Origin of the sequence: Methanobrevibacter sp., from assembly GCF_045116495.1 — an archaeon.
Taxonomy (GTDB): Archaea; Methanobacteriota; Methanobacteria; order Methanobacteriales; family Methanobacteriaceae; genus Methanocatella.
The window spans coordinates 1-4,692 of the sequence record NZ_JBGULU010000106.1; the positions used below are offsets into that span (position 1 = coordinate 1).

At 33.4% G+C, this 4,692-nt stretch carries 5 protein-coding genes and 1 pseudogene; 3 read left to right on the forward strand and 3 right to left on the reverse strand.

Going from position 1 to position 4,692, the window contains the following annotated elements:
• A pseudogene (locus tag ACJMLH_RS06030) lies at positions 1–987 on the reverse strand (hypothetical protein); the annotation flags it as partial.
• 856 nt (positions 988–1,843) lie between these two features.
• Between ACJMLH_RS06030 and ACJMLH_RS06035 the strand changes: the two are divergent.
• From ACJMLH_RS06035 to nudC, 3 genes are all read left to right on the forward strand, one after another.
• Positions 1,844–2,032: a hypothetical protein gene (locus ACJMLH_RS06035; RefSeq protein ID WP_405275733.1), complete on the forward strand. Its 189-nt coding sequence runs from the start codon at positions 1,844–1,846 to the stop codon at positions 2,030–2,032.
• Positions 2,029–2,451, forward strand: a complete 423-nt coding sequence (locus tag ACJMLH_RS06040; protein ID WP_405275736.1) for a MarR family transcriptional regulator — start codon at positions 2,029–2,031, stop codon at positions 2,449–2,451. The genes ACJMLH_RS06035 and ACJMLH_RS06040 overlap by 4 nt, the downstream gene beginning before the upstream one ends.
• 453 nt (positions 2,452–2,904) lie before the next feature.
• Positions 2,905–3,594 (forward strand): NAD(+) diphosphatase, encoded by a 690-nt coding sequence (gene nudC, locus ACJMLH_RS06045; RefSeq protein ID WP_405275742.1) that lies wholly within the window; start codon positions 2,905–2,907, stop codon positions 3,592–3,594.
• 294 nt (positions 3,595–3,888) lie between these two features.
• On the opposite strand, the gene ACJMLH_RS06050 is transcribed toward nudC, so the two are convergent.
• Both ACJMLH_RS06050 and ACJMLH_RS06055 read right to left on the reverse strand, forming a co-directional pair.
• Positions 3,889–4,062, reverse strand: a complete 174-nt coding sequence (locus ACJMLH_RS06050; RefSeq protein WP_405275738.1) for a hypothetical protein — start codon at positions 4,060–4,062, stop codon at positions 3,889–3,891.
• A gap of 124 nt (positions 4,063–4,186) precedes the next feature.
• The coding region (locus tag ACJMLH_RS06055; protein WP_405275740.1) for a peptidoglycan-binding protein at positions 4,187–4,692 on the reverse strand (506 nt) is incomplete at its 5' end.

Genomic DNA, 4,692 nt, shown 5'->3' on the forward strand with positions numbered 1-4,692 from the left:
TATGTGAATCGCACCGCCTTCTGCAGCACGATTGTTTGCAAAAATACAGTCATTGACGCTGCCTATTGCAATAGAACTAAATCCAATAGCACCGCCTTCATCAGCACCATTATTTGTGAAACTGCAATTTTTAATATCGGCAGATGTGAATATGTAAATCGCACCACCTTTTTCTGAAGTACCGTCTTCAAAAATACAGTTCTCAATAGTGCCTTGTGAATTAATGCCGAAGGATATGGCTCCTCCAACAGTATCAGCAGAACAATTTATGAAGCTACACTCAGAAATGACATAATTATAATCCTGAACGCTGATGGCTCCACCATCGCGAGCATTACTGTTTTTAAAACGGGACCCTATTGCAGAGCTGTCATACAGTGCACCGCCGGAATTGGCTGAGTTATTGGTGAAATTACAGTTAACCGCCAAACAATTAAATAATGATCCTCCGAAGTAAGCGAAGTTATTATCGAAACTGCAGTTAACGGCAGTGAATGAATGGTTTGAATAAACAGCTCCCCCTTCGTTAGCTGCCCAACATTTTTCAAAATTACAATTAACAGCACTGCAGTTGGAATTGGCGTAAATGGCTCCGCCTGCATTGTTAGAAAATCCGTTTTTAAAAACTATATTCTTTAAAACAACATTATCCGCCCTGACATTGAATATTCTGGATGAATTTTTAGCATCCAAAATATGATCTTTACCATCGACAGTAATCGATTTTGTGATGCTGACTCCTAGAGCACCTGATGAGGAATCATACTGATAATCAGTATCCAATTCCAAAATACCCCCTTCAGGAGTGTTTTCAATTAAAGCAGATAAATCTGAAAAATTTCCAATACCGTCATTCTCTTCGAGAATTGCCTGATTTTCATCAACACATATTTCGTCAATTGTATTGTTTTCGGCAGCATATGCCGCAGAAAAAGAAAAAAACAAAACAATGACTGTTGCCAGTATTATAAATTTTCTGTTTAGCAAAATGTTTACCTCCATTAATGCTATATGAATAGATATGTAAAAACAGCATATAACTGTTTTGATTAAGCATTGAATAATGAATATTCAGACCCCATATAAGATAAACTGTTATAAAATTAAAAATTGAAGTAAATATGCCTTGGCGAACTGATATTGCCCATTAATAATTGCCCAAATATATTTTATTAATGTTTGGAGCTATTTTTTGCCAAATTCCGCTTTTTGAGGAAATGTTTCTTAAAAAGTCGGGAAAAATCTGATTTTATCCTAAATTTAGGTAAACCTAAAAAAATGGAAAGATTTATATACTACCTCTGACAACATTATAATTGGTGATGAAATTTAGGTTCGCCTAAATTATATCATTTAGTCAAATAGACACACAACTCTCCAAAAATTAGAATCGTGTTAAATTAGATTTTTCACAATTTCTCTAATTTGATACAAGTCGCTGGAAAATTAAAACAAAAATCTGCCAAACACTAATTTTCCTCAAAACACGGGTGTTTAAACTAGTCACTTAAACACCACTTATCTCTCTTTTTAAAAACAGATTTTTTATGAAGTATTAATTTTATCATGGCAATACTTTAACATCACTATGAATAAACTTTAAAAAAGATAAATAATCATTGCACCACCAATATCTTTTAAATTTTGTTTTTGGTTTTGAAAATTTATTTAGCATTATTAAATTTACCTAATATTATATAATTGTGTTGGTAAAAAACCAACAAATAAATAAATACTAAAATAAATATATTATTACATGACAAGGAAAAAACAAAACAAAATCCCAATAGGTGATAAAATTCTCTACAAGGTAAAAACACCAAATGGGTGGTCCATTATTATAATGCCCGATAATATTTTAATTGATAATTATCATGTAGGTAAAGCACATATCCATCCATTTCCTCAAAACCATGCATATAGGGTTGAATTGTCACTGCAAGACTGTGAAAAAATCTATGAAATAATTAAAGATTACTTAAATGTTTCAAATGAATTTGATATTGGAGAGTTAATGGAGATGTTAAAATGATTATTACTTTAGTCAAAAAACAAAATGGACAGGAATTCATTCGTGAAATGGAGGAAACTTACAAATCTCTCAGCGAATTGGAAAAACTGTTTAAACGAACCAATAATATGAAAATGTATGTGGATTTGGAAAATTGGAAGTATTATAAACAAAATCCTGATGAAATGATTGAAACAACAGAAAGTTTGGTTACAAACAAATTATCATTATCCGACTTGGATTTGATTATCTTGAATACAATTAAACATGAAAAACCAAGAAGCATAAGAGATTTGGCTAAAAAAATAAATAAGGATGTCAGTAATATTCAGCCAAAAGTTAAAAAATTGGAGGAGAATGGATTTATAAAATTTGAAGAGGGTATTAAAAACAGTAAAATACCTTATCTGACCTTTGATGAGATCAAATTGGAAATTTAAATTCACCTGCAAAAATACATTGAGTCACGAAATGATAATTACCACAAACATAACAAGAACCAATACTATCCTGATGACAATGGTCAGATATTCATACCCCCAAAACTAGACATTTCCTGTGTAATATCATATAATCTGATTAAGCTATATGATAATGCGTTTAAGTAGAATTTTTCTTCTGTTCGCGTAATCTTCATCTTATAAAATTCATCAGGTTTATTGTCTTTGAAAGTGCAGTTTTCGGATTCGTATTTTATTGTTATCTCACCTTCAAAGTGTCTATTGCCCCACCATTGCTTTGTGCAGTGTTTCCTATTAATGTGGACTCATTATAGTTAACTCACCCATCCAGTTTTTTAGAATTGCTTTATACAGAAAAAAAACTTAATATGCAACCCACTTTGATGCATAATATTAACAAACTACAACATCATAAATATTGAATCCGGCAAGATTAAAAATCTTAAGATTGATGAAATGAATCAGAGCGGAGAGGAGTATATCAAAATTAAGGATTTGAAGCCAAAGTCAAATGAAAATGAAATCATTTTTCATAATCTGTTCATTGTTTTTGAAATTAATGAGGAAATCTATTTAATCAGCGGCAGAGCCATACAGATTATTGATTGGGAAAACAACCATCAATTTTGCGGAAGATGCGGAGCTAAAACAGCCACTGTCCCAGGTAGACGAGTGAAAATTTGTCCGGAATGCGGATTCAAAAGCTTTACAAGAATATCACCTTCCATTATTACTACAATTACAAAAGAGGAAAAAAACGAGAACGGAGAGGTTGAAAATAAGCTTCTGATGGCAAACCATTCATATCACAAAGGAATGGGATATACATTGGTTGCAGGATTTTTGGAAGCTGGAGAAACAATAGAGGATGCCGTCAAAAGGGAAGTTCGAGAAGAAGTTGGCATTGAAGTCGAAGACATCAAATACTTTGCAAGCCAATCCTGGCCATTTCCAAATTCATTGATGATTGGATGTACATGTAAGTACAAATCAGGTGAGATAAAAGTGGATGGAAGCGAAATAGTTGATGCAAAATGGTTCAGTAAAGAAGAAATAGACAATCCTCCTTTAGACATCTCCATATTCTCAAAATTGGTTGAAGATTTTAAGGAGAACTATTGAAAAGTCATTTTCATTCAAGACACCCCTATACAATACATTATATTATAGAACACTAGTAATTGAAACGATGAAAAAAAACCAACACTACAATACAGTAACCGCCAAACCAGCAGCAAACCCCTCCAAATACAATCATAATTAATGCCGTGTAAAAAAATGATAGGAGTTAATAGATATAACCACATCTTTCTACACAAGCCTTGTAATACTGTTTTAATGAGAATTTCATATTAACAGGAATTTTCAACACCCATACCTCAGTAAAGCTATTTCCAGAGCTATTCTCCTTAATCTTCACCTCACCACAACAAAATCACCGAGAAATGTTCTGTTACAGATCTCATTAACTTTTACCTCTACATCTTCATAATCCACAAAGACATCAATGTGCTCACTGCATCTACACGAACTTGCTAAAAGTGCCTGACCTGCCAAAGCAGCATTGAAATACTGAAGGAAGTGATGCACGAAATGAGACCTGAAGAACAAAAGTATGAAATGCAATAGGTCATGAAGGAGTATTTGGATAGATTTAATTTTGGTAAAAAAAAGAAAAATAGATTGTAGATGCAACTTGCACCTACATTAAAATTTAAATTATACCAAGTTTTTTGGCGGTTTTTTCATCCACCTTACCAGTCACTTTCAATGTTTTGTCTTTTTGGAACTCTTTAACAGCCATCTCGGTGTAGTCCCAGAAGATTCCGTCAACCATGAGGTAGCGGCCGTTGTATTCAAGATAGTATCCGTGGTTTTTCAGGGCCCTTTGGATTTTTTTGACGATTGCGCTGTTTTTGCTTCCTTTTTGGACGGTTTTCCAGACGGATTTGACCTTAATGGTTGCCTTTTTGGTGGCTTTTTTGTAGTAGTCGTTGCCTTTGAAGGTTACTGTGGCCTTGAATTTGCCTGCTTTGTTAAGTTGGGTGATCTTGAATGTGGCTTTGCCTTTGGAGTTGGTTTTTGCCTTGTATTTTTTGCCGTTGACTTTAAGGTAAACCCACTTGTTTTTCAAAGCCTTTCCGTTGGCCTTAAGTGTAACTGTGTACTTTTTGGTTTTTGTTGTTGTCTTGAAGGTCTTTGCTTTGGCTGTTATTTTAG

Excerpts from the sequence above, each read along its gene's own strand:
- ACJMLH_RS06035 (WP_405275733.1), top strand. The coding sequence starts at position 1,844 with ATGCCCGATAATATTTTAATTGATAATTATCATGTAGGTAAAGCACAT.
- ACJMLH_RS06040 (WP_405275736.1), top strand. The coding sequence starts at position 2,029 with ATGATTATTACTTTAGTCAAAAAACAAAATGGACAGGAATTCATTCGT.